The organism is Streptosporangium sp. NPDC023615 (assembly GCF_040640155.1).
Classification (GTDB): domain Bacteria; phylum Actinomycetota; class Actinomycetes; order Streptosporangiales; family Streptosporangiaceae; genus Streptosporangium.
In genome coordinates, this window is the sequence record NZ_JBFABE010000007.1 from 109,963 (window position 1) to 136,452 (window position 26,490).

Annotated in this window: 26 protein-coding genes; 11 read left to right on the forward strand and 15 right to left on the reverse strand. The window is 72.5% G+C overall.

Annotated features, from left to right (window positions below; translation table 11 throughout):
• Positions 1-5: 5 nt before the first annotated feature.
• Both AB0G16_RS08135 and AB0G16_RS08140 read left to right on the forward strand, forming a co-directional pair.
• A complete protein-coding gene (locus AB0G16_RS08135) occupies positions 6-1,001 on the forward strand; it encodes a polyprenyl synthetase family protein (protein ID WP_362800508.1) in 996 nt (331 codons plus the stop codon).
• 230 nt (positions 1,002-1,231) lie between these two features.
• On the forward strand, positions 1,232-1,636 hold the full coding sequence (locus tag AB0G16_RS08140) for a MarR family transcriptional regulator (protein ID WP_362800511.1): 405 nt from the start codon (positions 1,232-1,234) through the stop codon (positions 1,634-1,636).
• Between the two features lie 69 nt (positions 1,637-1,705).
• Here AB0G16_RS08140 and rarD read toward each other — a convergent pair whose 3' ends face one another.
• Complete coding sequence (rarD, locus tag AB0G16_RS08145) at positions 1,706-2,623, reverse strand: EamA family transporter RarD (protein WP_362800514.1); 918 nt, start codon at positions 2,621-2,623, stop codon at positions 1,706-1,708.
• A gap of 136 nt (positions 2,624-2,759) precedes the next feature.
• On the opposite strand from rarD, the gene msrA reads away from it, so the two are divergent.
• Positions 2,760-3,446 carry a peptide-methionine (S)-S-oxide reductase MsrA gene (msrA, locus tag AB0G16_RS08150; RefSeq protein ID WP_362800517.1) on the forward strand — a complete coding sequence of 229 codons (687 nt, stop codon included), beginning with the start codon at positions 2,760-2,762 and terminating at the stop codon, positions 3,444-3,446.
• A 232-nt stretch (positions 3,447-3,678) separates the two neighbouring features.
• On the opposite strand, the gene AB0G16_RS08155 is transcribed toward msrA, so the two are convergent.
• Entirely contained in the window at positions 3,679-4,947 is a 1,269-nt protein-coding gene (locus AB0G16_RS08155; protein WP_362800520.1) for an ATP-binding protein, read from the reverse strand.
• A gap of 390 nt (positions 4,948-5,337) precedes the next feature.
• Between AB0G16_RS08155 and AB0G16_RS08160 the strand changes: the two genes are divergently transcribed.
• Entirely contained in the window at positions 5,338-5,694 is a 357-nt protein-coding gene (locus AB0G16_RS08160) for a type II toxin-antitoxin system RelE/ParE family toxin (RefSeq protein ID WP_362800523.1), read from the forward strand.
• Positions 5,691-5,990, forward strand: a complete 300-nt coding sequence (locus AB0G16_RS08165) for a helix-turn-helix transcriptional regulator (protein WP_362800525.1) — start codon at positions 5,691-5,693, stop codon at positions 5,988-5,990. Before AB0G16_RS08160 ends, AB0G16_RS08165 begins: the two co-directional genes overlap by 4 nt.
• 326 nt (positions 5,991-6,316) lie before the next feature.
• On the opposite strand, the gene AB0G16_RS08170 is transcribed toward AB0G16_RS08165, so the two are convergent.
• The 4 genes from AB0G16_RS08170 to AB0G16_RS08185 form a co-directional block, all read right to left on the reverse strand.
• A complete protein-coding gene (locus tag AB0G16_RS08170; RefSeq protein ID WP_362800527.1) occupies positions 6,317-6,805 on the reverse strand; it encodes an SMI1/KNR4 family protein in 489 nt (162 codons plus the stop codon).
• Between the two features lie 396 nt (positions 6,806-7,201).
• Positions 7,202-7,579 carry a GntR family transcriptional regulator gene (locus AB0G16_RS08175; protein WP_362800530.1) on the reverse strand — a complete coding sequence of 126 codons (378 nt, stop codon included), beginning with the start codon at positions 7,577-7,579 and terminating at the stop codon, positions 7,202-7,204.
• A complete protein-coding gene (locus tag AB0G16_RS08180) occupies positions 7,576-8,388 on the reverse strand; it encodes a hypothetical protein (RefSeq protein WP_362800533.1) in 813 nt (270 codons plus the stop codon). Before AB0G16_RS08180 ends, AB0G16_RS08175 begins: the two co-directional genes overlap by 4 nt.
• A gap of 331 nt (positions 8,389-8,719) precedes the next feature.
• The gene (locus AB0G16_RS08185; protein WP_362800535.1) at positions 8,720-9,622 is read right to left on the reverse strand and encodes a LysR family transcriptional regulator; all 903 of its coding nucleotides are present in this window, start codon (positions 9,620-9,622) and stop codon (positions 8,720-8,722) included.
• A gap of 91 nt (positions 9,623-9,713) precedes the next feature.
• Here AB0G16_RS08185 and AB0G16_RS08190 point away from each other — a divergent pair, with 91 nt between their 5' ends.
• A complete protein-coding gene (locus tag AB0G16_RS08190; protein ID WP_362800538.1) occupies positions 9,714-10,985 on the forward strand; it encodes an MFS transporter in 1,272 nt (423 codons plus the stop codon).
• Between the two features lie 89 nt (positions 10,986-11,074).
• On the opposite strand, the gene AB0G16_RS08195 is transcribed toward AB0G16_RS08190, so the two are convergent.
• From AB0G16_RS08195 to AB0G16_RS08205, 3 genes are all read right to left on the reverse strand, one after another.
• Positions 11,075-11,635 (reverse strand): DUF1697 domain-containing protein, encoded by a 561-nt coding sequence (locus AB0G16_RS08195; RefSeq protein ID WP_362800541.1) that lies wholly within the window; start codon positions 11,633-11,635, stop codon positions 11,075-11,077.
• A 101-nt stretch (positions 11,636-11,736) separates the two neighbouring features.
• Entirely contained in the window at positions 11,737-13,068 is a 1,332-nt protein-coding gene (locus tag AB0G16_RS08200) for a carotenoid oxygenase family protein (protein ID WP_362800544.1), read from the reverse strand.
• A complete protein-coding gene (locus AB0G16_RS08205; protein ID WP_362800547.1) occupies positions 13,065-14,333 on the reverse strand; it encodes an MFS transporter in 1,269 nt (422 codons plus the stop codon). The genes AB0G16_RS08200 and AB0G16_RS08205 overlap by 4 nt, the downstream gene beginning before the upstream one ends.
• 84 nt (positions 14,334-14,417) lie before the next feature.
• Here AB0G16_RS08205 and AB0G16_RS08210 point away from each other — a divergent pair, with 84 nt between their 5' ends.
• From AB0G16_RS08210 to AB0G16_RS08220, 3 genes are read left to right on the forward strand one after another with little or no spacing between them, the layout of a single operon-like run.
• Positions 14,418-17,027 carry an AAA family ATPase gene (locus AB0G16_RS08210; RefSeq protein ID WP_362800550.1) on the forward strand — a complete coding sequence of 870 codons (2,610 nt, stop codon included), beginning with the start codon at positions 14,418-14,420 and terminating at the stop codon, positions 17,025-17,027.
• A gap of 50 nt (positions 17,028-17,077) precedes the next feature.
• A complete protein-coding gene (locus AB0G16_RS08215) occupies positions 17,078-17,359 on the forward strand; it encodes a hypothetical protein (protein WP_362800553.1) in 282 nt (93 codons plus the stop codon).
• A gap of 8 nt (positions 17,360-17,367) precedes the next feature.
• Complete coding sequence (locus tag AB0G16_RS08220) at positions 17,368-19,296, forward strand: multicopper oxidase family protein (protein ID WP_362800556.1); 1,929 nt, start codon at positions 17,368-17,370, stop codon at positions 19,294-19,296.
• Between the two features lie 83 nt (positions 19,297-19,379).
• Here the strand turns inward: AB0G16_RS08220 and AB0G16_RS08225 are convergent, their stop codons facing one another.
• The 5 genes from AB0G16_RS08225 to AB0G16_RS08245 form a co-directional block, all read right to left on the reverse strand.
• Positions 19,380-20,945: a PH domain-containing protein gene (locus AB0G16_RS08225; protein WP_362800559.1), complete on the reverse strand. Its 1,566-nt coding sequence runs from the start codon at positions 20,943-20,945 to the stop codon at positions 19,380-19,382.
• Positions 20,942-21,430 (reverse strand): PH domain-containing protein, encoded by a 489-nt coding sequence (locus AB0G16_RS08230; protein ID WP_362800562.1) that lies wholly within the window; start codon positions 21,428-21,430, stop codon positions 20,942-20,944. Before AB0G16_RS08230 ends, AB0G16_RS08225 begins: the two co-directional genes overlap by 4 nt.
• Complete coding sequence (locus tag AB0G16_RS08235; protein ID WP_362800565.1) at positions 21,430-22,053, reverse strand: TetR family transcriptional regulator; 624 nt, start codon at positions 22,051-22,053, stop codon at positions 21,430-21,432. The genes AB0G16_RS08230 and AB0G16_RS08235 overlap by 1 nt, the downstream gene beginning before the upstream one ends.
• Before the next feature lie 166 nt (positions 22,054-22,219).
• Positions 22,220-23,137, reverse strand: a complete 918-nt coding sequence (locus tag AB0G16_RS08240) for a hypothetical protein (RefSeq protein ID WP_362800568.1) — start codon at positions 23,135-23,137, stop codon at positions 22,220-22,222.
• Between the two features lie 62 nt (positions 23,138-23,199).
• Positions 23,200-23,616, reverse strand: coding sequence for a helix-turn-helix domain-containing protein (locus AB0G16_RS08245; RefSeq protein WP_362800571.1), 417 nt, complete (start codon positions 23,614-23,616; stop codon positions 23,200-23,202).
• A gap of 93 nt (positions 23,617-23,709) precedes the next feature.
• Here AB0G16_RS08245 and AB0G16_RS08250 point away from each other — a divergent pair, with 93 nt between their 5' ends.
• The gene (locus tag AB0G16_RS08250; RefSeq protein ID WP_362800574.1) at positions 23,710-24,432 is read left to right on the forward strand and encodes an NAD(P)H-binding protein; all 723 of its coding nucleotides are present in this window, start codon (positions 23,710-23,712) and stop codon (positions 24,430-24,432) included.
• A 189-nt stretch (positions 24,433-24,621) separates the two neighbouring features.
• On the opposite strand, the gene AB0G16_RS08255 is transcribed toward AB0G16_RS08250, so the two are convergent.
• Entirely contained in the window at positions 24,622-25,125 is a 504-nt protein-coding gene (locus tag AB0G16_RS08255) for a type II toxin-antitoxin system PemK/MazF family toxin (protein WP_362800577.1), read from the reverse strand.
• A 379-nt stretch (positions 25,126-25,504) separates the two neighbouring features.
• Here AB0G16_RS08255 and AB0G16_RS08260 point away from each other — a divergent pair, with 379 nt between their 5' ends.
• Positions 25,505-26,311 (forward strand): hypothetical protein, encoded by an 807-nt coding sequence (locus AB0G16_RS08260; protein WP_362800579.1) that lies wholly within the window; start codon positions 25,505-25,507, stop codon positions 26,309-26,311.
• The last annotated feature ends 179 nt before the right edge of the window (positions 26,312-26,490 follow it).

Below are 26,490 nucleotides of genomic sequence, written 5' to 3' on the forward strand. Positions count from 1 at the left end.
GGTCCATGGCTGCGCCACCGGTTGTTGATCTCCCGTTCGTCGACGAGCGGCTGGCGCAGGACGTCGCATCGGGCCTGGCAGAGGTCGAGAAGCTGCTGCGGTCCTCGGTGCAGAGCGACGACGCCTTCGTCACGGAGGCGTCCAAGCACCTCATCGAGGCGGGCGGCAAGCGGTTCCGCTCCATGCTGGTGCTGCTCGCCGCCCAGTTCGGTTCGCCGGACGCCCCGGGCGTGGTGCCCGGGGCGGTGGTGATCGAGCTGACCCACCTGGCGACGCTCTACCACGACGACGTGATGGACGAGGCACGGGTCCGCCGGGGTTCCCCCTCGGCGAACGCCCGCTGGGACAACACCGTGGCGATCCTGACCGGCGACTACCTGTTCGCCCAGGCCTCGGAGATCCTCGCCGATCTCGGGCCGGACATCATCAGGATCCAGGCCCAGACCTTCTCCCGCCTGGTGCGGGGCCAGATCCGCGAGACCATCGGCGCCCGTCCCGGCGAGGACCCGATCGCCCACTACATCGGGGTGCTGGCCGACAAGACCGGCTCGCTGATCGCCACCTCCGGCCGCCTCGGCGCCCTGCTCAGCGGGGCCTCGCCCGACATCGTCGAGCGCGTCACCCGCGCCTGCGAGGCCATCGGGGTCGCCTGGCAGCTCAGCGACGACCTGCTGGACGTCGCCGCCGAGTCGGTCCAGTCGGGCAAGACGCCCGGCACCGACCTGCGCGAGGGCATCCGGACCCTTCCCGTGCTCTACGCGCTGGCCTCGGACGCGCCCGGGAGCACCCGCCTGCGCGAGCTGCTGGCGGGGCCGGTGGCCGAGGAGGACGTCGAGGAGACCCTGACCCTGCTCCGCGCCGACCCCGCCATGGAGCGCGCCCGCGCCGAGCTTCTCGCCTGGACCGACCGGGCCCGGCAGGACCTCGCGGGGCTTCCCGACATCCCGGCGCGCACCGCCTACCTGGCCCTGTGCGACTACGTGGTCGAGCGCTCCGGCTGACGGCCCCGGGGCCGTCGCCTCTGGCGGGTGTACCGCGTGCGGCACCCCCGGCGGGAGCGCGTGTGCGGGGCACGTCCCCTGCCGCGCGGCGCTCCTCGGCGTCTCCCGCGGGGCGGGGTCCCGTACAGTGCCGTCCCGGCCGGGGATCGGGGACACGGAGACATGCATGCGCAAACAAATCTTGCACGTGCATGTAGACTCCTGTCGACAGCACATCAGGAGGCATCACCATGTCGTGGGACTACTTCGCCCTCTTGCACGCCCGTGTGGAGGCCGAGCTGGCCAAGGCCCTCCAGCGGGGGCACGGCCTCGGCCTCTCGGAATACCGCGCCCTGTGCCGGCTCGACATCGCCCCCCGGGGCTGCATGCGCATGCAGGAACTCGCCGAGGCCGTGGGGCTCAACCAGAGCTCGGTGACGCGCCTCGTCGCCCGTCTCGAAGAGGCCGGGATGACCCGCCGCGACCTCTGCGCGGACGACCGCAGGGGCGTCTACTCGGTGATCACCGACGCCGGACGCGCCCGCCTGGCCGACGCGACCCCCACCTACGAGCGCTCGCTGGCCTCGGCGCTGGAACAGGCCGGTGTCGACCACCCCGCCCTCACCCCGCTGGTCCACGCCGTACGCGGCTCCTGAGCCGGTTCCGGCACGGTTCCGAGACGGCTCCGGAGAGCCGCCACGGCCGTTGTGACGTTCCGCCGCCGGTCAGGTCCTCGCGGTCACCGGCGCGGCGGCCGCCGCGTGCCGGGCCTCCCCGGCCGCGCGGAGGCTGTCCCAGGTGAAGACCGACAGCGCCAGCCAGATGATGACGAACCCCAGCCAGCGGCTGGGCGGCATGACCTCGCGTACCACGAGCACCCCGCACAGGAACTGCAGGATCGGGGCGATGTACTGCAGCAGCCCGATCGTGGTGAGCGGCACCCGGTTCGCGGCGGCGGTGAAGCACAGCAGCGGGACGGCGGTCACCACCCCCGCCCCGGCCAGCAGGAGCGCGTGGCCCGCCCCCCAGTGCCCGAACGTGTTCGTCCCCTGCGCGCTCAGGTGGAACAGGTAGCCCAGCGCGAACGGCAGCAGCACCAGCGTCTCGACCGTCATGCTCTCCGCGGCCCCCACCCCGGCGATCTTCTTGATCAGGCCGTAACTGCCGAAGGAGACGGCCAGCCCCAGGGCGATCCACGGCGGGCGCCCGTGGTCGACGGTCAGCAACAGCACCGCCACGGTGCCCAGCCCCACCGCCGCCCACTGCCACGGACGCAGCCGCTCCTTCAGCAGGAAGACCCCGAAGACCACGCTGACCAGCGGATTGATGAAGTAGCCGAGCGCGCTCTCGATCACGTGCCCGGTGTTGACGGCATAGATGTAGAGACCCCAGTTGACCGTGATGACCACCGCGGCCAACGCGAGGAGACCGAGCTTCGCCGGGGTGCGCACCAACTCGCGGAACCACGACCAGTGGCGGCGCACCGCCAGGATGACCACGACGGCGACCAGGGACCAGGCCATACGATGGGCCAGGATCTCCAGGGCGCCCGACGGCTTCAGGAGGGGCCAGTAGAGCGGGAACAGGCCCCACATGGAGTAGGCGGCGATGCCGTACAGAACTCCACGGCGTGCTTCAGGCATGTGCCCCATCTTCGCTGCTTACATGATTTAACACAATTTAGTAGTGCTTTTCTGACTGTTAAGAAATCCTTCCGGGAACATCCCGGGGCCACCACGGGTTGCCACCTGGTGAGAACGTGTCAGGAGGAGGTTCACGATGGGCTGGTTGTTCGGCAACAAGACCACGATGGTGTCCCCGGAGGACGCGCTCCCGGGCCGCCCCGCACCGATCACGGTGCCCGGTCGCCACGCGGTCCTCGACGCCCCGCTCGCCCCGCCCTACCCCGAGGGAAGCGAGATCGCCGACTTCGGGCTCGGCTGTTTCTGGGGCGCCGAGCGCATCTTCTGGCAGACCCCCGGCGTGATCACCACCTCGGTCGGCTACGCGGGCGGCCACACCCCGAACCCGACCTACGAGGAGGTCTGTTCCGGGCGCACCGGCCACACCGAGCTCGTCCGCGTCGTCTTCGACCCGACCAGGGTCTCGTACGAGGAGTTGCTCCGCGTCTTCTGGGAGGCGCACGACCCCACCCAGGGCATGCGCCAGGGCAACGACGTCGGCACGCAGTACCGCTCGGCGATCTACTTCCACTCGCCCGAGCAGGAGAAGTCGGCGCTCACCTCGCGTGACGCCTACCAGAAGGTGCTCACCGACTCCGGCTACGACTCCGTCACCACCGAGATCGCTCCTGCGGGGGACTACTTCTTCGCGGAGGAGTATCACCAGCAGTATCTTTTCAAGAACCCGGGCGGCTACTGCGGCATCGGCGGCACCAACGTCAAGCTGGGTGACCCGTCCGAGTGGGGCGCCTGTCAGACGGGCCTGGTTCCGACCGAGGAGTGATTCCCCGGATCTCGCCAGACGGCTCGCGCTCGATTTCTGGGCGCGAGCCGTCTCGACGCGGCGACCCCGTGACTCGTCGCCACGGCGGTCAGGATCGGGGCAAGGGAGGTTCGAGGTCACCGGCGACGGGCGTGAGTGCCGTGCCATGTACAGCACCACCCGCGCCGTCCGGTCGTGTGCGTATCGCCTCTCTCCTGGGGATGGGCCGCCGGGAAACGACGGATCCGGCGTGTCAGGGAGCCGGTGACGCCTTCCACAGCGCGGACAACGGAAGAGCCCGCATCCGGTCTCCGAAAGGGAGCGTTTCCCGGCCGGCGTAGAGAACGTATCCCGCGATGAACCGGTCGCCGAGTCTGCGGGCCAGGTGCCGCAGCCCTTTGAAGTCATCGGCGCGTACGGTCTCCGCCGCCTTGACCTCGATGCCGACGACCTCGCCGGAGGCGCGCTCCAGGATGCCGTCGACCTCGACCCCGTCTCGATCACGGTAGTGGTAGAGCCGTACGGGTTCCTCCGCCCACGTCAACTGGCGGGCCAACTCCCCGAGGGTGAAGTTCTCCAGTAGCGGGCCCACGGGCGCCGTGATGTCGGCGACCCGGGCCGGGGTGAGCCCGGCCAGATGCGCGCCGAGTCCGGAGTCGACCACCAGGAGCTTGGGCGTGGCGACGGCGCGCGTGGTCGCGTTGGAGGACCAGGCGGGAATCCGCCGGACGACGTACACCAGATCGAGTAGGTCGACGTACCGTTTCACTGTGTTGCGCGGCACGCCGAGGTCGCGGCTGATGTTGTCGATCACGGCCAGGCCGGCCATCCGCCCGCACAGAACGTTGAGCAGGCGACGCATGTCGGCCGGGCGCTCGATGTCGGAGACCTGTTTCACGTCCCGGTTGATCAGATCGGAGATGTAGGACTCGAAGAAGCGTGCCCTTCTGCGATGCGAGGAGCGGTGGACGGCTTCCGGGTAGCCGCCTTTCAGCGCGCGGTCCAGATAGTCGTTCCTGCGGAGGGTGGCTCTCGGGACGGTGAGGTCGGGGCCGTGGCGGAATACCGCATCCACGAATCCGTCGGCACTCTGCTCGATCTCCCCCTGGGAGAGCGGCCAGAGTTCGATCGTCTCGGACCTGCCGGGCAGCGCGTCCGGAAGGTCGCGCAGGCCCAGGAGGCGGGCGGATCCGGTCAGCAGGAAGCGCCCGGGCCGGGGGTCGGCGTCCACCTCCCGCTTGATGGACAGGAGCAGGTCGGGCACGCGCTGGATCTCATCGATGAGGAGGAGCCCGTCATGACGTACGATCCCGTCCGGATCCTGCCGGGCCGCCGCTCGTACGGCCGCCTGATCCAGGTAGAGCTCGCCGGACTTCGCCGTGCCGCGCACGATCGCCTGGGCCAGGGTGCTCTTGCCGACCTGCCGGGCACCATTGATCACCACCACCCGGGTGTCCGCGAGTGCCTCCATCGCCATGGCCTTCGCCCGGCGTGGAAAGAGGGTGAGATCATCGATGTCCATGGGGGTGAGGGTAGCCGTCATCAGTTCATACGTGGCAGATTTGCCGCAAGGGGCATGGCAGTTCTGCCGTATGATTCATGGCAGTTCTGCCGTGGATCCCGGATTCACCCGAGGAACGACAGGCACGAAGGCTCTATGCCACTGCGGTATCGGCGGCACCAACGTCAAGCTGGGTGACCCGTCCGAGTGGGGCGCCTGCCAGACGGGCCTGGCTCCGACCGAGAAGTAGCCTCTCGGGTTCACTCATATGGCTCTCGCCCACCTGTGGGCGAGAGCCATATTCGTCGACCATCCGATTCCGTCGTCCTCACCGAGGATGCTCCTGCGGCGGACGGCTGTGTTCGGTTGAAAGCAGAGTGCGACGGAGGTGTGGCCCATAGCATCAACGCTATGAGCTGGGGTACCGTAGAACTGGAACCGGAAGTTCGAAAGTGGCTTGAAGGTCTCCCCGCGGCATCGTTCGCGAGGGTGGCCTTCTATGTCGATCTGCTTGCGGTGGAAGGGCCTCTGCTGGGAGAGCCCTATACGAAGCAACTGGACGGCAAGCTACGTGAGCTTCGGTTTCATTGTGACGAACTCGCTGTGCGCATCACCTGCTGGATCGCACCTCATCGCCGCATCGTGCTCTTGACCGTGTTCCACAAGACGCGCACGCGTGATGACCGTGAGGTCGAGCGGGCCCGGCGAGCCATGCGTCGCTGTGTCGAACTGGCGCACACCGTCGACGAGGAAGAAGAAACAGCATGAGCGAGCAGGGGGATTGGCGAGAGCTCAGAGATCGCCGGATGGCCGAGCCGGGCGCGGCCGAGGCCTACGAGGCCACACGTCTCGCCTACGAGTTGGGTAGGACGGTCCGGGGGATGCGTGAGGGGCGAGGCTGGAGTCAGAACGATCTGGCTCGCGCGGCGGGCATGACACAGTCGGCCGTGGCGCGGTTCGAGGCGGGGGGGACCATTCCCACGCTGCCGGTTCTGGAGCGTCTGGCGCGTGCCCTGGACGCGGATGTCGAGGTTCGCCTGACGCCACGCGCTCCTGCCGCTTGAGCCGGAGTCCGACGCCGACGGGAAAGCTGTCGTCATACCGCCGTCACCTCGCGGGTTACTGCGGTGCTGGCGGCACCGGGATCTCCTGCCCGGTCGGCCTGACCTCAGGCGAGGCGTAGGCCCGCGGATTCAGCCAGCTCCTGGCCCTCGATCGCCCGGCGTGTCCGGCGATCGAGGGCCGGAGCCGTTTTCAGTGACGAGTGTCACCGCGGGGTCAAGGGCATGCCGCCTGCGGCGCCCCGTCGCGCGTCGGGCGGTCGCCGCCCACGCGCATGACCACCGCCGTGAAGAACCCGGGACGGCGAAGCTCGATGACCGAAGGGACATCAGCGTGGGTATCGCATTCCCAGCTCGTCCGTCGCGAGGTCCCAGAAGGACCTGTAACGGTCAGCCCCGGGCAGCGACGGCGAGAGGTACCAGGCTTCCCACTCACCCTCGGAGGTCCTGACGTGAGGATTGAGGAGAGCCGCTCCGTCGGCCCAGTATCCGATCAGAAGGGTGTCGGGCACGTACTCCCCCCTGTACCGGATGGAGTCCTGCTCCCGTCCGTAGACGAAGTAGAGCTCGTCGGGCACGCTCCATGAGTTCTCGGGCTTGGGTTCCGACCAGCACTCGGCGAGCGAGGGGTCGGCGTCACGGAGCCGGCCGACCTCCTCGACGCGCAGCAGGCGGCAGTCGTCGTCGCTGCCCCACCCGTCGGTCAACAGGAGAAGCTGCCGGTAACTCGGCGGCAGTTCCGCACCCAGCCGCTCTTCGAGCTCACGGATCTCCGCCTCGGTGGCCGGAGGATGCAGATCGCCGAGTGGACCGACCACCGGGTGACCAGAACCCCCGGTCACCGGACGCCGTGCATGGAAGCGTTCGGACCATGCGTACCGGATACTCATGTGAAAAGGATCTCCCGTTTCGAGTGGCTGCCGCGTGTGCGGCGCGAAGCCGGGGCCGCCCCTCCCGGCGACCTCCAGGGCCGCCCCTGCCGGCGACCTTCAGGTGGGGAACGTATGCGAGCCGCCGGTCGAGGGGCTGACGCGGCCGGGAGGGGGCGGTCGCGTTCCGAGGTTCGCGTCAGATCAGAGGCGAGGTGGGACATCGCGGGGGTGACCGTCTCGGGCTCACCGATTCCCCTTCCGCGCGCCGGTCCGGACGCCGCCTGATCGGCCGCTGCGCCGGTGGTGCGTGCCCGGCGGCATGACCCCGCGACCGGGTCGCGGTCATGACGAGGCCGGTGCCGCCGTACCTGCCGTCAGGGCCGCCTGCACGATGCGGAGCGCCTCGCCCGCGTCGATGCCGACGCTGGCGATCACGGCCGCGTAGTCGGCGGCGGCCCGGCGTGCCCGTTCCCGGCCCTCCTCGCCGGCGGCCGACACGAACGACCCCGCGCGCCCGCGCGTCTCGATCAGCCCGGCCTCCTCCAGCTCCCGGTAGGCCCGGCCGACCGTGTTGACGGCCAGGCCGAGGTCGGCCGCGAGGTGGCGGATGGTCGGCAGCCGGGTGCCCACGGCCAGCGTGCGCTCCTGGATCTGCCGGGCGAGCTGGGCCCGAAGCTGCTCGAACGGCGGCACCGGCGAGGCCGCGTCGATGACGATCATCGGGCGCTCATGGCCCGCCGGGCCACCGTCGCGCTCGACGGCATCCTGGCGTGGAGCACGACGAGCGCGGCCAGGCTCAGGAGCAGGTAGGCCACTGCGGCGGCACTCCACCAGCCGGGCGCGGTGCCGAACAACAGCACCATGGGCAGCGTCCATTGCACGCTCGGCGTGGTGAGCTCGCGGGCGTCCTCCACGCGCATGATGACGTCGGCGGTCAGCGACTCCTCGTCCTGCGCCACGACCGGGTGCCTGAGCAGGTGGCGCAGCTGCATGACGGTGATGGCCGTCACGCCGAGCAGGCCGATCAGCAGCACGACGGCCAGTTGCCGCACGGTGGGGTCGGGGACGGCCAGGGCGCTCCCGGCCAGCGCCATCGCGCCGGCGAACGTGACGGCCGTGAAGACGGCGAACGGCCGGCCGAGCACGGCCCGCCAGCCGGGCTGGATCGGATGGGCGGCCCGGCGCGACAGCGTCGCGCCCGCCTGCTGGTCGACGCGCCGGACCCACCGGTCGAGCAGCGACTGCGCCAGCAGCAGCCCGGCCACCAGCGCGGCCAGGGCCAGCAGCGGCAGCGGGCGCTGGGAGGAGCCGCCGAAGGCGGAGGCGGCGACGAGCGCGCTCGCGATGATCAACACGGCCAGGATGACCTGGGCGGCGAGGCGGGCGCGCCTGCGGACCGCCAGCCGGCTGGCCAGCAGCGGGGTCGGGTGGACATCGGCCAGGTCGTGCTGGGCCAGCCACTCGCCCGCCAGTCGCAGATCGGCCGCACGCGCCTGCGGGCCGGCGTCCGGTGACGGTTCGCGGGTCATGGCGCCTCCTTTGTCTCAAGTTTTGTAGCAACAGGATGCGTCATAGCTTGCGACAAAGTCAACGCCCCATGGGCTTCCGTGGCCTCGGCGGCGCGAGCTCCCGCTCGGGGCGACTTCGGGCCGGCGAGGTCTCGGCGTGAGTCCGGAACGCGGCGACCGGGTCACCGTCCCGCCCCTGACGAGGAGGGGGACATCCGGTTCGGCGCGGATGACGCGTTCAAGGGCCGGGAGGAACCGTGCCGTCACCGCGCATCGCGCATCACCGGACGCGAAGAAGACCTTGAAGGGGCCGGTGCGGCGACCGGCCTCTCCCTCCGGTCTCCGGTACGTCTCACGCCACCGGGACCGCTGCCCTGAGCGCGTGTCCGACGGCCACCTCGTTGAACGTCCTGATCGCCGCCGTCTCCGCCGCCTTCACCCAGGCCAGGCCGAGGACGGAGGGAGGCAGCCCCGTGACGGGGACGAAGCTGACGTCCGGGCGCCTGTGGTGGGCCGCCGTAGGGGTGCAGAACAGCATGCCGCCCCGGCCGAGCGCCACCCGGGTCAGCCCTTCCTGGCTGGTGGAGACCGTACCGGCCAGGGGAATGGGGCGGCCGGAGGGGGTCGCGGGCGGTGCCACCCGCTCGCGCCACGCGCGCGGAGCCGGGCCGTCCAGGCCGATCAGGGGCACGCCGGCCAGCTCCTCGGCGCCGATGCTCGCCCGGGCGGCCAGCGGGTGGCGTGAGGAGACGCCGAGCCGGTACGAGACCCGGTTCAGTCCCTCACCCGTCGCCAGATCGGGCTCGTCCACCGGGAGCAGCGTGAACGCGATGTCCACCTGCCCGGCCCGCAGCCTGCCGAAGGGGTCCGACAGCGGGATCTCCACCAGCTCCACCTCACAGCCCGGGTGCCGGCGCTCGAAGGCACGCACGCTGCCGGTGACGACATCCGTGGGCGTGGCCAGGAAGCCGAGCCTGAGCACGCCCGTCACCTCGCGGGCGGCCGCCTTCGCCCGGTCGACCGCGTTCGCGAGGCCGTCGTAGGAGGGGCGCAGGTCGGCCAGGAAACGTTCGCCCAGGGGCGTGAGGCGCACGCGCCTGCTGGTCCGCTCGAAGAGCCGCCCGCCGATCCTGGTCTCCAGCGAGCGCATGAGCTGGCTCACCCTGCCGGGTGACAGGTAGAGACGCTCGGCCGTACGCGCGAAGTGCAGTTCCTCGCTGAGTACGACGAAGCACTCCAGCTCCCTGAACTCCATCCCCGCCTCCGCACGATCGTTCAGCTCACCTAAACCAAGCCTTCGGTCTTCGACGTTGTTCCCGCCGCCGGCCGGCGGAAGGCTGGCCCGTATGACCATGACCGATGTCTCCGCCGCCCCACGGGCACGCTGGCTCGCCGTGTCCTCGGTCGCGGTGGGCACCTTCACCATCGTGACCAGCGAGATGCTGCCCGTCGGCCTGCTGACCTCGATCGCCGCCACCCTCGGCGTCTCCGACGGGACGGCCGGGCTGATGATGTCGGCGCCCGGACTGGTCGCCGCCGTCTCCGCGCCCGTACTGGCGATCACCACCCGGCGGCTCGACCGGCGCGTCACGCTGCTGGGACTGATGGCGCTGCTGGCGGTGTCCAACCTGGTGGGCGCGTTCGCGCCGAACCACCCCGTCATGCTGGCCGCCCGGGTGCTGACCGGGGTGAGCATCGGCGGGTTCTGGGCCTTCGCGGCCGGACTCGGCCCGCGGCTGGTGCCCGAGAGGTCCGTCGGGCGGGCCACGTCGATCATCCTGGCCGGGGTGTCGGTGGCGTCGGTGCTGGGGGTGCCCACGGCGACGTTCGTCTCGTCGTTCGCGGGGTGGCGGACCGCGTTCGCCGCCATGGGGGTGCTGGCCCTGGCCCTGGTCGCGCTGCTGGCCACCACCCTGCCGCCCCTGCCAGGACAACCCCGGGCCCACGCGCCTGAGGAGTCGCCTCGCGAGTCCCGGGTTCACGCGCCCGGGTCGCCGCCCCGCGGGGCCCCGGCCCGTGTGCCCGAGTCGTTGCCCCGCGCGACCCCGGCCCGCGCGCCGGAGGGGCGGCTCACGTGGCTCTCCGGCCCGCTCACGGTCATCCTCGTCCTGACCGTCCTGATCGTGTCCGGTCATTTCGCGGCCTACACCTACGTCCGGCCGTTCCTGGAGCAGGTCTCGCACGCCGGTCCCGCCCTCGTCGGCACCGCCCTCCTCCTGTACGGCGCCGCGGGCGTGGCGGGCAACTTCGCGGCCGGCGCGCTGGCGGCCGGGAACCCCGGGCCGGTCCTGGTCACGCTGGCCGTGCTGATGGCACTCTCCACGGCGGCGCTGCCCCTGATCGGTCTGCCCCTGATCGCGCTCGTGGTGTGGGGCCTGGGGTACGGCGGCGTGGGGGTGACCCTGCAACTCTGGATCATGCGGTCGGGCGGTGGCGAGATGGGCACGGCGCTCTTCGTCGGTGCCTTCAACGTCTCCATCGCGCTCGGCTCGTTCGCCGGCGGCCGGGTCGTGGACGGTGTCTCGATCTCCGCGGTCATGTGGGTGGGGGCGGCGCTCGCTGCGGCCGGCGCGGCCGTCGCCGGTGTCGCGGGCGGGGGCAGGGCGGCCCTCTCGTGAAGGGGCCGCGCCTGACCGGGGCGGCACGGTGGGAGCAGGGCGGGTCGCGGTGGGGGGCGGTGACGCGGCTCCGCCGTTCACGGCGGTGGTCAGGCGGGACCGTCCCGGGTCAGCTCCACCAGCTTGACGACGGTGTTCCAGTTGCGGGTGGTGGCGACGACACCGTCGGCGGGCGCGGATCTCGCCAGGGCCTCCGCGAGCTTGGAGCGGCCGATGCCGTCCGGGAGGTAGAGGTAGAGCGCCCGGTCGCCGAGGCGTAACTCCTCGGGGAGGTACCGCGCCGCGTCGAGGGACGCCAGACGCGACGCGGTGACCGGCTCGGAGAAGTACGTGACGTGCAGCTGCCTGCCCTCGAGCGAGGCCGCGGGGAAGGGGCAGGTGTCGACCACCGCCTTCAGATACGCGTGGTCACGCACCAGGACGTCGACGGCGAAGCCGAAGCGCTCCTCGACGGCCTGCTCCAGCCGCGCCGCGAGCGCCTGCTCGTCGTCCACTGCAGTGGTGAAGACGGCGTTGCCGCTCTGCAGATGGGTGCGTACGCCGCCGTGGCCGAGCTCGGTGAGCAGCGCTCGCAGCTCGGCCATCGGGACCCTCTTGTGGCCGCTCACGTTGACGCCCCGGAGAAGCGCCGCGTACGCCTTCGTCGTCATCTCCGTACATTACTCGCGGGCTCGACGAAAGCGGGCTCGGTGGAACACCGAACCCTCGGTGAGCGGGCCGTCGGCGGGGGCGGCGGTGTCGACGGCGGTGATCACTTGTCGTCCTCGATCCAGTGGCCGTGGATGCCGGCGGGCACCCTGCGGGGGAGTTCGACGGTGGCGACGGTCGTGAGGTCGGTGGCGTCCGCGACGAGGAGCTGGGAGGCGTCCGCGTGGAGGTCGCTGACGATGGTGAGCAGGTAGCCGTCGTCTTCGTTGGTCCCGCCCTCGGCGGGGACGAAGACGGCCTCGCCGGGCATGCGGCCGGGCCCGTGGCCGAGCAGGTGCTGCCGGCCGGTGACGGTGTCGAACTTGACGGTGGAGTAGCCGTCCAGGCCCGCTCCGGGGAAGGCGATGGCGTAGCTGTAGCGGTTGAAGGCGCCGGTGCGGGCGTCGTTGATGGAGGGGAACTCGGTGACCAGGTCGTCGAGCGACTCCTCGCTCGCCTTTCCGGTGGCCGGGTCGAGGATCCAGCGGTGGAAGGTGGATCCGGCGTCGAAGGTGACGCCGTGGGCGGGGGCGCCGACCCACCACTTCCAGGAGGTCTCCCAGCCGGAGCGGTCGAAGCGCGGGCCCTCCAGCACCACGCGGCCCCGGGTGTCGACGTAGGAGTTGGTGACGTGCAGGATCGCGCCCTGCGCGACCTCGAACCACGTCACCTCGGGGGCTCCCGTGCGGGGCATGACGCCGATGCGCAGCGGCACCTCGTCGTGCCATCTGTACGGGATGCCGGAGTGCTCGGAGTGGTCGAAGACGACCGGCGAGTTGATGAAGACCGCGTGCTCGCGGGTGATGGCGAAGTCGTGCATGAGCGAGGGCCCGGAGCCGTCGATCACGGTGGTGCGGACGATCCGCCCGGAGGCGTCGGCGACGTGGTAGGTCAGGTAGGGCGGGAAGGGGCTGTAGGAGAAGAAGTGCAGCTCGCCGGTGGCCGGGTCCTCCTTGGGGTGGGCGGTCATCGAGCTGGTGAGCGTGCCGCCGAAGTCGTAGGGGCCGACGGTGTCGAGCTCGGCGGTCACCTCCCAGGGCAGGTTGGCCTCCTGGAGCGCGAGGTAGCGGCCGCCGTGGAAGATGATGTTGGTGGCCGCCGGGGAGACCTCCAATTCGGTGCCGGTGAACGGCACGCCGTCCAGGTAGGGGGTCTTCACCCAGCGGTTGCGGTACCACTCGGCCCGCCCGCCGGCCAGACGCAGGCCGTGGATCATGCCCTCGCCGCGGAACCAGTGGGAGGGGGTGACGCCGGGCTTGGGGTTGTGGCCGTTGCGGAAGTAGCGGCCGTTGAGCTCGGGGGGCAGCGTGCCCTGCACGGTCAGCTCGTGGGCGGTGATCTCGTCGGTGACCGGGGTGAAGTGGCCGGTCAGGTAGGGCTTGGTCAGATCTTTCATAGGAGTGTCGCCTTTGCGAGGAGAAGGAGGGCGATGACGGCGCAGGCCAGGAAGGCCGAGCCGGACGAGGGGAGGAGGGTCAGGAAGGCCAGGCCGACGGCGCCGCCGATCTGGCGGGTGGCGTTGAGCAGCCCGCCGGCCAGGCCGCTGTCGGCGGCGGGCACGCCGGCCGAGGCGAGGGCGGTGAGCCGGACGAAGGCGACCCCGAGCCCGGCGCCGATCAGCAGCGAGGGGCCGAGCAGGTCGGCGAGGAACGTGCCGTCCGCCGGGGTGCGGGCCAGCCAGGCCAGTCCGGCCGCGAGCAGGGCCAGGCCCGCCGGCAGCACGGCACGGCCGGGCAGCCGGGGGGTCGCCCAGGACGCCAGGGTGATCATGAGGGCGAGCGGCAGCTGGGTGAGTCCCGCCTCCAGCGGGGTGTGGCCGAGCTCGCGCTGCTGGTAGAGGGGCAGGTAGTAGAACAGGCCGAGCCAGACCGCGCCGAGCAGGGCCATGAGCACGTTCGCCCGGGCCACGATCCGCATGCGCGCGGGCAGCAGCGGGTCGGGGGAGCGGCGTTGCAGCAGCACGAAGACGACCAGGAGGACCAGGCCCGCGACGACGAGGGGCCAGTGCCCGGACAGCCCGTGGATCAGGGCGACCAGCCCGCCGGTGACGGTCACCGAGCCGGGCAGGTCCAGCCGGCCGCCTCGCGGCGGGGAGGGGCGGACCATGGCCCGGGTGGCCACCAGGACGGCCAGCGCGACGGGCACCATCACGGCGAAGACCGATCGCCAGCCGTACAGGTCCGTGAGCAGCCCGCCGAGCAGGACGCCCGCGGCCCCGCCCGCGCCGGAGACCGCGCCCCACACGCCGAGGGCGGTGCCCCGGGCGGTGTCGGGGTACGTGGTCAGCACCAGTGCGAGCGCGGTGGGGGCGAGCAGCGCGGCGCCCAGGCCCTGAAGGGCCCTGGCGGCGATCAGCGTCGCGGCGTCCGGTGCGACCGCGGCGGCCAGTGACGACAGCGCGAACAGGCCGGTGCCGACCAGGAAGACGCGGCGGAGGCCGTACACGTCGCCCGATCGGCCGCCGAGGAGCAGGAGCGCGCCGAAGACCAGCACGTAGGCGTTGATCACCCAGGTCAGTCCGGCCGCCGACAGGCCGAGGCCGTCGCGGATCTCCGGAAGGGCCACGTTTACTATCGACGTACTCAGTACGACGAGGAACTGGGCCGTGGCCAGGACCCCCAACGGCTTCCAGCCGGTCCTGGTGGCGTGTGTGCCGCTCATGGCTTGACACTCGCAGCGGTGCCCGGTCGCTCGCGTCGGTAGTTCTCACCTATATGACGCCTAGGCAGCGCGATCGGGGCATGTATGAGCACGCTGGTCGGCCGGGAGGCCGAGATCGAACGCCTGGACGCCCTGGTGAGGGCGGCCGGCGAGGGACGCGGTGGCGCGCTGACGCTGTCCGCGGAGCCCGGAATGGGCAAGAGCACGTTGCTGCGCCGGGTCGCCGAGGGCGCGTCCGGGTTCCTGGTCGTCCAGGCCTCGGGAGCGGAGTACGAGACCGAGCTGCCCTTCGCCGCGCTGCACCAGCTCTGCGTGCCGCTGCTGGGGCAGATGGGTGAGCTGCCACCGCCGCACCGCCGGGCCCTGGAGATCGCCTTCGGCCTGGACACCGGCGCCGTCGACCCCTTCATGGTCGGGGTGGCGACCCTGGGCCTGCTGGCCGAGACCGCGCGGGAGCGCCCGCTGCTCTGCGTGATCGACGACGTGCAGTGGCTGGACGACGCCTCGGCCAGGGCGCTGGCCTTCGTGGCGCGCAGGATCGCCGACGAGCCCGTGGCCGTGGTGTTCGCCACCAGGGAGCCGGCGTTCGGGACGGTGCCCACCCTGGGCCTGGCCGGCCTGCGCGAGAGCGAGGCCAGGGCACTGCTGGCCGACGCCGTCCGGGCGCCGCTGGACGAGCGGGTCCGCGACCGCATCCTGGCCGAGGCGCGCGGCAACCCCCTGGCCCTGCTGGAGCTGCCCAGGAGCGCGGGCCTGGCCGGGATGGCCGGCGGCTTCGGCGTCCCCGCTCCCGGTGTGATCGAGCAGAGTTTCCGCGCGCGGCTGGCGCGGCTGCCGGCGCGGGCCAGGCTCCTGCTGACGGTCGCCGCCGCCGATCCCGTCGGCGACTCGGAACTCCTGTGGCGGGCGGCCGGGCTGCTGGGCATCGAGCACGCGGCGGCCGAGGAGGCGGCGGAGCTGGTGGAGTTCGGCGCCCGCGTCCGCTTCAGCCACCCGCTCGCCCGGTCGGCCGCCTACACGGCGGCCCCCGCCGAGGAGCGGAGGCGGGCCCACGCGGCGCTGGCCGAGGCGACCGACCCGGTGGCCGACCCCGACCGGCGGGCCTGGCACCACGCCCAGGCCGCCGTCGGACCCGACGAGGAGGTGGCCGCGGCGCTGGAGCGGTCGGCGGCCCGGGCACAGGCCAGAGGCGGTATCGCGGCCACCGCCGCCTTCCTGGAGCGGGCCGCCGCGCTCACCCCCGGCTCCGGCCCGCGGATCGACCGGGTGCTCGCCGCCGCCGAGGCCAAGCTCTCGGTGGGCGCGTTCGACACCGCGGCCGATCTGCTCACCACCGCGGAGACGGCCTCGCCGGACCAGGCCCAGCTCGCCGCGATCGACCTGCTCCGGGGCAGGCTCTCCTTCGTCCGCCACCGGGGCGGCGAGCGGCCGACCACCCACCTGCTGCGGGCCGCCGAGCGGCTGTCGGCGACCGACCCGGCCCGGTCCGTGGAGTGCTACCTGAACGCGCTGGAGATGGGCGTCCTCATGGGCGACTTCTCCCCGGTGGTCCAGGCGGTCAGGGGCGTGGGGAACCCGGTGCTGGAGGGCATGGTCAGGCTGGTCGATCGGGGGCACGGGGCCGCGGCCGAGTTGCTGCGGCCCGCCCTCGCCGACCGGGCCGTCTGGAGCCGCCACCCCTCGCTCGGCTTCATGCTGGCGAGCGAGCTGTGGAACTACGACGCCCTGCGCTGCATCGCCGAGCGCGCCACCGCGGCCGGCCGCGAGTCGGGCTCCTTCCACACGCTGCCCATCGGGCTGGCCATGCGGGCCGCCGCCGCGGTGGGCGCGGGCGAGTTCGGGGCGGCCATGGAGATGATCTCCGAGGAGGAGGCCATCGCCGAGGCCACGGGCGCGGCACCGCTGGTCTACCCGCGCATCCACCTGGCCGCGATGCGCGGACGCCGGGCTGAGGCCTTCGAGCTGTTCGCCGCCGTGGATCCCCGGATGACCCTCAGCGTCCAGTGGGGCGCGGCCGTCCTCCACAACGGGCTGGGCAACTACCAGGCCGCGCTGGAGGCCGCGCGCAGCGCCGTCGCGCACGGCAACCTCGGCACGTCCGGGATGGCCCTGCCGGAACTGGTCGAGGCCGCCGTGCGCTGCGGCTCGCCCGACGTCGCCACGGGTGCCCTCGCCGACCTGCGCGAACGCGCGGAGGCGGGCGGGGACGCCTGGGGGCTGGGGGTGGCGGCCTACGCGCGGGCGCTGGTCACGGGGGACGAGGAGTCCTACCGCGAGGCCGTCGGCCACCTCGACGGCAGCCGCGTGGCGATCTACCGGGCCCGCGCGCACCTGCTGTACGGGGAGTGGCTGCGCCGGGAGGGCCGGCGGCGTGAGGCCCGCGAGCGGCTGCGCGTCGCGCACGAGTCGCTGACCGGCATCGGGGCCGAGGCCTTCGCCGAGCGTGCCGCGGGCGAGCTGCGCGCCACCGGCGAACACGCCCGCAGTCGCTCCTCGGACGCTCCCTCCGAGCAGCTCACCATGCAGGAGGTGCACATCGCACGACTGGTCGCCGACGGGGCGACCTCCAAGGAGGTCGCGGCCACCCTGTTCCTCAGTCCCAGGACCGTCGACGCCCACCTGCGCAACATCTTCCGCAAGCTCGGGCTCACCTCACGCAAGCAGTTGCGGGGGCTGCCCGACATCCGGGGATAGGTGGCTTTCACCGACGCGAGCGTCGTGGCTCTGACGAGAGCGTATGAGTCATGACGATCCATGACATGACCACCGAGAACCTCACCGAGAACCCCGCCGGGAAGCCCGTCGAGGAGCTTGCCGAGAACCCCGCCGGGGATCTCACCGGGAAGCCTGGAGAAAAGCTCACCGGGAAGCCCGTCAAGAAGCCCGCCAAGAACAGGGCCAAGCGCCGCGTGGCCAAGGGCCTGGCCTGGATCGCCCTGATCGGCACCGCCGTCCTGGTCCTGGCCGAGCCGTGGGTCCTGCTCTCCGCGGCCGTCCTCCTGGTCGCGATCGCGCTCTGGGACTGACGGCCACGATGTTCGAGCCCCTCTTCCTCGCCGACATGGTCCTGGCCTTCGCCGTCCTGGTCGCCGCGGCGGCCCTCGGGCGGAGGACGGGACGCTGGGCGCTGTACGTCACGGCCGTCCCGGTCGCCGCCCGTCTCGTCGTGGCCGCCCTGCTCATGACGGGCGGCCCGCAACTGGCCGGTACCCGTCTCCTCGTCCAGCTCCCGCTCGCCGTGCTCCCGCTGACGGCAGCCTTCGTATGGCCCGAGGCCAGGCGGCCGGCCGCGGTCGGGGTGGCGCTGTCGGCGGTGTGGCTGTTCATCCCGTACGCCCAGGCCGAGACGCCGCTCACGCTGGCCGTCTCCCTGGTCGCGATGGGGGCCACCGTGGCGATGGGCCACCGGCGCGGCCCCTGGGCCACGCTCGGCTTCGTGGCCGCCCCCGCCGTGGTGCTCTTCCTGGCCTTCCAGGGCAACGTGGCGGTGAGCGGCCACCATGACGTGCCGGCGGCGAGCGGCGGTCACCGTGTCCACCGGGCCGCGTCCACGGGTTCGCCGGACGGGCCCGCCGGGACGGCCGGCTCCACGGGCGTCACCGCGCTGACCGGCCCGCGCGACCGTACCCCCGACGTGCGCGTCACGCTCACCGCCGCGCACGGCCACGTCACGCTGGGCTCCGGCCGCCGGATCGACGCCCTGACCTTCAACGGGCAGACGCCCGGCCCGCAGATCCGGGTGCGCACGGGGCAGCTCCTGGAGGTCACCCTGCGCAACACCGACGTCGAGGAGGGCGTCACCGTGCACTGGCACGGCGTCGACGTCCCCAACGCCGAGGACGGCGTCCCCGGCGTCACCCAGGAGGCCGTGCCGCCCGGAGGGACCCACGTGTACCGCTTCGTCCCCGACCGGGCGGGGACCTTCTGGTACCACACCCATCGCGACTCCTCCCTGACCGTCGCGCGCGGCCTGTTCGGCTCGCTGATCGTCGAGGACGGCCCCGCCCCGCGGGGGGTGGAGCGGACCGTCTTCACCCACCTCTGGCCGGGCGACGGCGATCCGATCGCCGCCTTCGACACCGCCGACCGGCCCGCGCGGCAGGCCGTCGCCGCGGGCGAGCCGGTGCTGTTGCGCCTGATCAACAGCTCGGAGGAGCCGCACCTGCTCCACCTCGGGGGTACGCCGTACACGGTGACCGCCGTCGACGGCAACACGATCCCGGGCGCCACCCCCGTGGCGGCGGGCACCGACCTGCTCCTGGCCGCGGGCGGCCGCTTCGACCTGGCCTTCGTCATGCCGCGCGGCGCCGTGACCGTGTCCATCGACGTCAACGAGATCCCGAACACCGCCGCGCTGGTCCTCGTCCCCGAAAGCCCCGAAAGCCCCGAAGGCGTCGGTGGCCCCGAAGGCCCCGAAGGCCCCGAAGGCCGCGGTGGTTCCGACGGCGCCGGCGGTCCCGCCGCGGCGTCGGAACCGGGCGCCGGGCCCCGGTTCGACGCACTGACGTACGGCACGGCCGAGCCGGTCGGGAGGATCGCCTACGACCGCACCTACGACGTCGTGCTGGACGACGGGTTCGGCTTCGCCCAGGGCTCCTTCGGCTACGTCAGCAGCTCGATCAACGGCAGGCTCTACCCCGCCGTGCCCACGCTGACGGTGACCGAGGGCGAGCGCGTCAAGATCCGCATCGTCAACCGCAGCCTCATCGACCACCCCATGCACCTGCACGGGCACCGGGTGAGGGTGCTGTCGCGCAACGGCGCCCCGGCCGCGGGCACCTGGCGGGCCGACTCGCTCAACGTCGCCCCGGGGGAGATCTTCGAGGTGGACTTCACCGCGGACAACCCGGGCATCTGGATGGACCACTGCCACAACTTCAAGCACGGCTCGGAAGGCATGGTCATGCACCTGGCCTATACCGGGGTCACCTCCTCGTTCCGATCGGCGCACATCCCGGAGTGACGCCCGCCGAGAGGAGGCGGGGCGGTCGGCCCGGGGGTTCCCGGCATCGCCCACGACCTGGGAGGTGGCGCGCGGACGTGCCGTCAGCGGTGTCCGAGGGCCGACGACGCGGAGGACACGGAGGACACGGAGGACATGGAGGACGCTGAGGACACGGAGGACACGGAGGACGCGGAGGACGCGGTCGCCGCCGGTCGTGCGGCGGGCACCAGGAACGGCGCCAGCAGCCCGGGGACGGCCTCCTCGGCGAAGGCCAGCCCCTGTCCGACGCCGACGTCCCTGACCCGGTGGGTACCCGCGGACGTGGCCGCGGTGAGGGTCATCAGGCCCCGGCGGCGCTGTGCCGGGGACCTGCCGACCGTCCAGCCGATGACCGCGTCCCTGCGCAGCGCCGTCGTCCTGCGGCCGGCCGCGCCGTGGCGGGTCAGCAGGTAGTCGCCGGACATGCCGTGGCCGAGGCCGCGGTAGGCGTCGGCCGCCAGCAGCAACGTGACGGGCAGGCAGACCGGGGCGAGCAGCCACAACCCGTCCGGGAGCCGGCTCGCCCATATGCCGAGCCAGGCCAGCGGCACGGCCGGCAACGCCACCGTCCAGACGGCGCGTGACAGCCGCAGGCGCAGCGCGGCCCGCGGGTGCCGGCGCAGCCGGGTCGCCAGCACGGGAGCGCCGAGCACCCGCGCGGCCACCCGCAGCGCCTCCTTCCGGGGCGCGGGCGGCAGCAGCGCCGTGGAGGTCCGCTCCTCGCTGTCGTCGGGGTTCACGCCGGCGACCAGCGCGCTCAGGCGGGCGCCGCCCCCCCAGCGCAGCGGCAGCGGCTCGGCCAGCCGCACGCCGCGCAGCCGGCCGTCCTGGAGCGACAGCGACCGCGTGCCGAGCAGGCCCCGCCGGATCCGGTAGGTGCCGTCGGTCTCGCGCGTCAGCCGGAAACGCCACCACACCTCCACGTGGAGCAGCAGCGCCCCCGCGAAGCCGACGGCGAGCACGACCGCGAGGGCCGTCCCGGCCACGACCGGCCAGGGGGACCGGGAGGCCGCGTTCCACGCCTCCCGCAGGAGGCCGACCTCGGCGGGCTCGAGGCCGAAGATCTCCAGAACGCGGAAGAGCGCGCCGAAGGGGGCCAGGCCGATGAGCGGGGTCCAGCCGCTCAGCAGGGCGTAGCCGATCCAGGCGGGACGCCCCGTCACCGCGTCCCCGTCCGCGGGCGTCCCGCTCCTCGGGCCGAGCAACAGGCGCAACCGCGCGGCCCGGGCCCGGGAGACCGCGTCCAGGCGCAGGTCCGCGTCCTGCTCGCCGACGCCGACGCGCACCACGGTCACGCCGAGGAGGCGGTGCACCGGCCCCGCCGTCGCGTCGACGGTCCGCACCCGGTCGCGTGGGATCGAGCGGTCCCGGCGGAACACGAGGCCGGACCGGAACTCGACCCGCTCACCGGTGATCCTGTAGCGCGTGGTGGCGTAGCGCAGCACGCCCAGGGCGGCGATCCCGGCGAAGACGAGCGACAGGGTCGCGAGCGGGATGAGGGTCCGCGGTGTGGCTCCCAGGGTGGCGAGGGCCACCGCGGCGGTGATCGAGGGGCCGGCCAGCCAGCTCAGGCCGACCGCGATCGTCCGCGCGTCGAGCCGCTCCCAGGCGTCCTCGGGGCGGCTCACGTCGCGTCCCCGGGCACGGCCTGCGCCCTGGCGGTGAGGTGCTCGACGAGGTCGGTGGCCTGGTGCCGGTCCAGTCCCTGGATCCTGATCGATCCCGCCGCCGAGGCGGTGGTGACCTTCACCCCGGACAGGCCGAAGACCTGCTGCAACGGGCCGCGTACGGTGTCGACGGTCTGGATGCGTGACATCGGCGCCACCCGCCACGTGCGCCACAGCCAGCCGGAGGCGGCGTAGACCGCCTCCTCGGTGATCTCCCAGCGGTGGATCCGGTAGCGCTGACGTGGCATGCACAGCGTGTATCCCAGTCCGGGAACCGCGACGAGCAGCAGCGTCGCCAGCAGCCATGGCCGGGCGGGCGGGATCAGCGCGGCCAGCAGGGCGAGCACGAGCACCGGCGGGAGCACCCAGACCAGTGCCCGCGCCGTCCACCAGCGGATCGCCCTGGGCTCGACGGGGTGGCGGGGAGGCCGCAGGTCCACCTCCATCAGTTCTCCTTCCGGGTGGCGCGGTCGAACAGGCCGGCCAGCTCGCGCGCGTAGACGTCGAAGTCGAGGTCGTCGTAGGTGGCCATCAGCAGGAGCACGCCGTCGACCGCCTGCTTGACGGTCACCGCCATCACCCGGGTGGAGAACTCGCCGAACTCGCCGGTGGCCTGGCCGAACCGCAGGATCCGCTCGACATCGCCCATCTCGTTCTCGTTGTCGCGTACGCCGAGCCGCTGCCGGCCGTCCTGGGTGCGGAGGCTCGTCCAGATGTCCAGCAGGGCGAGCATGTGCCGCTGACGGGTGCGGTAGAACTCCACGCTCGCCTCGATGTAGGCCCGCAGCATGCCCGCGGCCGTGGTCTGCGCCTCGATCAGGGGGCGGACGGCGGCGTCCCCGGCGATCATCGCGTCGTCGACGATCTGCTGGACCAGCTCTTCCTTGCTGTCGAAGTGGTAGGAGATGACGCCCTTGCTGATCCCGGCGTGCTCGGCGATCCGGGCCAGCGACGCCTGCGCGTAGCCGACCTCGGCGATCACGTCGATCGCCGACGTGACGATCTGGGCGCGGCGTGCCACCTCGATGAACGAACGATCCTGGCCGCTCACCTTGTTTTTTGACCGCATGGCCAAAAAGTAGCACAGTCGTCCAGCGCCCTGTGGGTGGGAAAGTGGCTTTTCCGGTCCCGTTCGCCGTCCCCTCACCGGCCGGACGCCCGGGGTGTCGCTCCGGGTCCCGGTCGTCGCGGCACCGGCCACCGTCCCCGGAGGCGGCGGACGGTGCGCGCCTCGCTCAGCCGACGAGGCGTCTGCGCCAGTCCAGGGGGGTGACCGCGATGGCCCGGCGGGGGTCGCCGTCCCACTCGGCCGGCAGGCCGGCCTCGCCGAGCGCGGCCACGATCTCCCGGCCGACGGACGCCGTCGTGTCCGGCGAACCCTCGAAGGCGCCGTACAGGAGTGCCAGCCCGTGCCCGGCGGCGGCCGAGTCCGTGGACTGATCGTGGAAGAAGACGTAGCCCCGGGCGTCCGGGGCGCCCGCCGCCCCGATCTCCGCCTGACCGCAGGCGCGGCAGCAGGTGAAGTTCTCCCTGGCCGTGATGCCCGCCGCCTCCAGGGCGGCGAAGGCGCGGCCGAGTCGTTCCGGGTCCGTCTCCCCCTCCCAGGAGGCCTGCTCCCCGACGCGCTCCAGCCACATCCGGTCCGCCAGACGGCGCGCCTGCGCGGGAGAGACCGGGCGGCGGTCCCCTGACACGAGGTACTCCCGCGCGATCTCGGCCAGCCGCGCCCGGGTCGTGTAACCGCCCACGATCACCTCACGGAGGCGCGCTTCGAGCCGCCCGCGCTCGTCCTCGCCGAGATCGAGGGGAGGGGGAGGTTCGGGCAGGTCCAGGCGCAGCGGGGCCCAGTCCAGGCCGGAGTCCCATCCGTCCTCCCCGCGCGCCCACCGGGCCATGGCCGCGACCACCTGTTCGGGTGTGCCGAGCTCCACCTGGAAGTGCCGGTCGGGGGCCCCGTCGCGGTGCTCCAGCGTGTAGCCGCCCCCGTCCTCGTGCCATACCTGGGCGAAGACCTCGGGCAGGTCGGGGATCCGCTGGACGATCAGGAACCTGTTGTCCTCACCGCCCAGCCCCTCGACCAGCTCGGCGAGTCTCCCCGCGCCCGCCCGGACGTGCCGGTGACCGTTCTCCGTCAGTACGGTGATCGCGAACATGCCGCTCACTCTGGCACAGGGCGCCGACAGGCCCGGCCGGCATCACACCCACCCGGGCGGGGTCAGGCCGTCCGGGAGTCCGGGGGCGCCGTCCGGTCCGGCCGGGACGGGGCCGGTGAGGAGTCGTGCGCGGCGCGGGCCTCGAGCAGCGCGGGAAGGTGATCGTCGCGCCAGGCGCGTGCGGCCGCGATGAGGGTCAGCAGGCTGCGTCCCAACGCCGTCAGCTCGTACTCGACCCGGGGCGGGTTCTCGTCGTACGCGGTGCGGGTCACCAGGCCGTCGCGCTGCATCGCCCGCAGGGTCTGGGTCAGCACCTTCGGGGTGATGCCGCGCAGCGGCACCCGCAGCTCGTTGAACCGCCGCCGGCCGCCTTCGAGGCAGAGCACGACCATGGCGGTCCACCTGTCGCCGATCTGGATCGGCATGGCACTGGACGGGCACACGGGGTCGAACATCTGCGGATCCAAGGGCTCGGCCATGCGTACGAGGCTATCCCGGTATCTTTGAGGTAACCGGTATCTCGCGGATACCGTCCCTCTCGGCGGCGAGACACGTGGCCGGAGGGGAACACTGTGAGCGGCATCGACGGTATGGACGGCGTCGGCGGCGGCGGCGGCGGCATCGGCGGCGGCGTCGTCGTCTTCGGGGCGGGCGGCCGGGCGGGACGGGCGATCACGGCCGAGGCCCGGGAGCGCGGGCACCGCGTCACGGCCGTGGTCCGGGACCCGGGCAGGCACCCCGGCATCGAGGCGGAGGGCGTCCGCGTGGTGCGCGGCGACATCACGGACGCGCGGTCGGTCTCCGCGATCGTGCCCGGCCATGACGCCGTGGTCCACGCGGTGAGCCCGTTCTCCGGCCCGGAACAGGGGCTCGCCGGGCTCGACCCCCGGTTCTTCGCCAGGGCGGCCGACGCCCTGCTCCAGGGACTGACGGAGGCGCGCGTGCCCAGGCTCGTGCTGATCGGCCTGTTCGCGAACCTCGACGACGCGCGCGGGCGTCCGGTGATGGACGATCCCTCGGTCTTCCCCGCCGAACTCCGGCCGTTCGCCGTCGCGCACGCGGCCGACCTGGACAGACTCCGGGCGGTGAAGGACACCGACATCGACTGGCTCATCCTGACCCCGCCCGCGCTGCTGGAGGTGACGGGCCCCAGGACCGGCCGTTACCGGATCGAGGGAGAGGCCGTACCGCAGCCGAAGGACGCTCACCTGTCCTACGCCGACCTCGCGGTGGCGGTGATCGACGAGATCGACACCCCACGGCATCACCGCACCCGTGTCTCGGTCCTCTCCTGAGCGGGGGAATCGGACGGCGGTCCGCGCTCCTCGGCGCGACGGCGGTCCCCGTGCCGCGGCACCGTGTCGTTCGGCAGGAGAAGACCGGGGGCGGGGAAGGCGGGGAAGGGCCGGGGAGCGGGGGACACGCGGGGAGGCGGGGACAGGCGGGCGCGCCTTCGCGGACGCGGGCCCGGCGGGAACGCGACGTCAACGGCCGGGGGAGTGGACCCACCCCGTCCGGTGCCGGCGTCTGACCAGCGACCAGGTCCGGTCGTCGCACGCACCGGCACGCCGCTGGAAGTCGCCGTCGTCGATGAGGTACGGGGCGTCGAGGTCGAGCCAGCTGTCCTTGCGCGCCTGCCGGTCCCAGTGGGCGGTGGGAATGCTGACACAGTTCATCCGGTGGGATTTGTCCTGACTCGTAATCTTCAGGACCTCCACCCCCTTGGAGTAGGTGCGAATCACCAGGCAGGGCCTGACCTTTCCCCCCGAACCATCGGAGAACGGCACGTCGGCCCACCAGATGTCGCCGGGACGCGGGCGGGACCGCCAGGCCGGGTCCGGTGGCGCCTCGTGCACCTGCGGGCCGGAGGGGCGGGGGGCGAGAAGCCGGCGACCGAAACGGACAAGGAAATACGCGACTGCCGCCAGCAGTCCGAGGACCGCCAGAAGGCCGAGCAGCTCCCCGGCCGATCCGAGGCCTTCAGTCATGGCTCATGGCGTACTCGACAGGCATTGAATTCCAATCATGAGTGGATATTTCCATTTGGCTACCAGGCATACAACAACCTGCTGCAGGTGCTCGGGTCGAAGGTCGCCGGCGGGGCGGAGGCCACCCGGTCCGCCCCCGCGGCCGCCGAGGTGATCGCCGCGCCTGCGGCGGTACCGGGTCGGACGGCCCGCCCGGGTGAGCGGTCCCGCCCGCGGGGGAAGCCGCCCGGGTGAGCGGTCCCGCCCGCGGGGAGGCCCCGCCTGACGGGTCTCGCGACTGCCGCGGACCGATCGCCCCGCGGCAGGAAAGGCGTTCGAGACAGCATTGTGATCTTCGGTTGAAAAGATTTCCCTTCCCCCTGGATCTTTAAGGAAACCGATGAGAAGGATCACCGCGGGCGTTGCCGCGGGCCTCGTGCTGCTCGCGCCACTGCCCGCCCGCGCCGCCGCCACCACCGCCATCGCCGATCCGGTCGCGGCGCTGCGTGCCCAGGTCGTCCCCGGCAGGGGCGTCACCGTCTCCCTGATCATCCGCACGTCGCCCGACGGCAGGCGAATCGCCACCACCCGGACCGACCGGGTCGTCGGGTTCCGTAAGGGCGGGGTGGTGGAGACGGACGACACCACCACGTTCTACTCGTCGATCAGCTCCGAGGGCCTGAAGGAGGACACGCTCTTCCCGTCGCTGCTCATCAGGGTCAAGGGCGCCAGCTACGCCTCGGGCGGCGAGCTGATCGGCAGGCTGCCGCTGGACAAGAAGTGGGTACGCAGCCGCGAGCCCCGATCCGGTGCCGCCGACGGCACGGTCGACCTCTTCAGGCCCGGCACGCTGCGGGCGCTGCTCGCCACCGCCTCCTCCAAGGGCTCACGCTCCGCCAGGGGCACGATCGTGGCCTCGAGGATTCCGGGCCGCCCCTTCGAGGGATGGACGGGGCGCGGGGAGAAGGTCGCCTGGGCGCTCTGGTTCGACGCCGAGGGCAGGGTCACCCGCCTGGCCACCGCGACCTCCCGGCACGCGGACGGCGGCCCCGAGCCGCGCCTCAGTTCCGACCAGCGCTTCACCGGCTGGGGTGCCAGGGTGACCGTCCAGCCGCCGCCCGAAAACCTGGTCATCGAGGCCGAGGAGCTTCCCGAGGCCGACTCCTCGCCGGAGGAGTTGCCCGAGACGGTCGAGGTCCTCTCCTAGCGTGAGGGCCGTGCCCGGGGCCGTACGGCGTGGTCGTGAAGGCGGGTGTCCGGGTCGTACGGCGTGGTCGTGAAGGCGGGTGTCCGGGCAGGAGGCGGCTCGCCCCGCCCCCCGCCTTCCCTTGCGGTTTCCGGAGACGCCGATCACCCACGCGATCCTCTTGATCCGTACGCTGGACG

Excerpts from the sequence above, each read along its gene's own strand:
- AB0G16_RS08230 (WP_362800562.1), bottom strand. The coding sequence starts at position 21,430 with ATGGAGGTGGACCTGCGGCCTCCCCGCCACCCCGTCGAGCCCAGGGCG.
- AB0G16_RS08185 (WP_362800535.1), bottom strand. The coding sequence starts at position 9,622 with ATGGAGTTCAGGGAGCTGGAGTGCTTCGTCGTACTCAGCGAGGAACTG.
- msrA (WP_362800517.1), top strand. The coding sequence starts at position 2,760 with ATGGGCTGGTTGTTCGGCAACAAGACCACGATGGTGTCCCCGGAGGAC.
- AB0G16_RS08245 (WP_362800571.1), bottom strand. The coding sequence starts at position 23,616 with ATGGCCGAGCCCTTGGATCCGCAGATGTTCGACCCCGTGTGCCCGTCC.
- AB0G16_RS08165 (WP_362800525.1), top strand. The coding sequence starts at position 5,691 with ATGAGCGAGCAGGGGGATTGGCGAGAGCTCAGAGATCGCCGGATGGCC.
- AB0G16_RS08260 (WP_362800579.1), top strand. The coding sequence starts at position 25,505 with ATGAGAAGGATCACCGCGGGCGTTGCCGCGGGCCTCGTGCTGCTCGCG.
- AB0G16_RS08180 (WP_362800533.1), bottom strand. The coding sequence starts at position 8,388 with ATGACCCGCGAACCGTCACCGGACGCCGGCCCGCAGGCGCGTGCGGCC.
- AB0G16_RS08140 (WP_362800511.1), top strand. The coding sequence starts at position 1,232 with ATGTCGTGGGACTACTTCGCCCTCTTGCACGCCCGTGTGGAGGCCGAG.
- AB0G16_RS08210 (WP_362800550.1), top strand. The coding sequence starts at position 14,418 with ATGAGCACGCTGGTCGGCCGGGAGGCCGAGATCGAACGCCTGGACGCC.
- AB0G16_RS08205 (WP_362800547.1), bottom strand. The coding sequence starts at position 14,333 with ATGAGCGGCACACACGCCACCAGGACCGGCTGGAAGCCGTTGGGGGTC.
- AB0G16_RS08155 (WP_362800520.1), bottom strand. The coding sequence starts at position 4,947 with ATGGACATCGATGATCTCACCCTCTTTCCACGCCGGGCGAAGGCCATG.
- AB0G16_RS08195 (WP_362800541.1), bottom strand. The coding sequence starts at position 11,635 with ATGACGACGAAGGCGTACGCGGCGCTTCTCCGGGGCGTCAACGTGAGC.
- AB0G16_RS08240 (WP_362800568.1), bottom strand. The coding sequence starts at position 23,137 with ATGTTCGCGATCACCGTACTGACGGAGAACGGTCACCGGCACGTCCGG.
- AB0G16_RS08215 (WP_362800553.1), top strand. The coding sequence starts at position 17,078 with ATGACGATCCATGACATGACCACCGAGAACCTCACCGAGAACCCCGCC.
- AB0G16_RS08160 (WP_362800523.1), top strand. The coding sequence starts at position 5,338 with ATGAGCTGGGGTACCGTAGAACTGGAACCGGAAGTTCGAAAGTGGCTT.
- AB0G16_RS08135 (WP_362800508.1), top strand. The coding sequence starts at position 6 with ATGGCTGCGCCACCGGTTGTTGATCTCCCGTTCGTCGACGAGCGGCTG.
- AB0G16_RS08190 (WP_362800538.1), top strand. The coding sequence starts at position 9,714 with ATGACCATGACCGATGTCTCCGCCGCCCCACGGGCACGCTGGCTCGCC.
- rarD (WP_362800514.1), bottom strand. The coding sequence starts at position 2,623 with ATGCCTGAAGCACGCCGTGGAGTTCTGTACGGCATCGCCGCCTACTCC.
- AB0G16_RS08255 (WP_362800577.1), bottom strand. The coding sequence starts at position 25,125 with ATGACTGAAGGCCTCGGATCGGCCGGGGAGCTGCTCGGCCTTCTGGCG.
- AB0G16_RS08220 (WP_362800556.1), top strand. The coding sequence starts at position 17,368 with ATGTTCGAGCCCCTCTTCCTCGCCGACATGGTCCTGGCCTTCGCCGTC.
- AB0G16_RS08235 (WP_362800565.1), bottom strand. The coding sequence starts at position 22,053 with ATGCGGTCAAAAAACAAGGTGAGCGGCCAGGATCGTTCGTTCATCGAG.
- AB0G16_RS08175 (WP_362800530.1), bottom strand. The coding sequence starts at position 7,579 with ATGATCGTCATCGACGCGGCCTCGCCGGTGCCGCCGTTCGAGCAGCTT.
- AB0G16_RS08200 (WP_362800544.1), bottom strand. The coding sequence starts at position 13,068 with ATGAAAGATCTGACCAAGCCCTACCTGACCGGCCACTTCACCCCGGTC.